At 71.0% G+C, this 462-nt stretch carries 1 pseudogene; it reads left to right on the top strand.

The features are described 5' to 3' along the window. Positions 1-462: pseudogene (locus tag D3D02_RS19565) on the top strand (proteasome subunit alpha); the annotation flags it as partial.

Genomic DNA, 462 nt, shown 5'->3' with positions numbered 1-462 from the left:
CTCCACAAGGCCGACGACCACGTCGGCGTCGCGAGCGCCGGTCACGTCGCCGACGCGCGCCAGCTCATCGACTTCGCGCGGCGGCAGGCGCAGATCAACCAGCTCCGCTACGGCGAGCCCGTCGGCATCGAGACGCTGACGAAGAACATCACCGACCACATCCAGCAGTACACGCAGGTCGGCGGCGCGCGCCCGTTCGGCGTCGCGCTCATCGTCGGCGGCATCGAGGACGGCGAGCCGCGCCTCTTCGAGACCGACCCCTCGGGCACCCCCTACGAGTGGCAGGCGCTGTCGATCGGCTCGGACCGCAACGACCTCCGCGACTACCTCGAAGCGGAGTACGAGGAGGGCATCTCGACGGACGAGGCGGTCGGGCTCGCGCTCGACACCCTCGCGCAGTCGAACGACGGCGAACTGGAGCCCGACGGCGTCGGCGTCGCGACGATCACCGTCGACGACCCG

It is taken from the genome of Halobellus sp. Atlit-38R (assembly GCF_003665925.1).
Classification (GTDB): domain Archaea; phylum Halobacteriota; class Halobacteria; order Halobacteriales; family Haloferacaceae; genus Haloquadratum; species Haloquadratum inordinatus.
The sequence above is the reverse complement of the archived record's forward strand: the minus strand, read 5'-3'. Positions and strand labels throughout refer to the sequence as shown.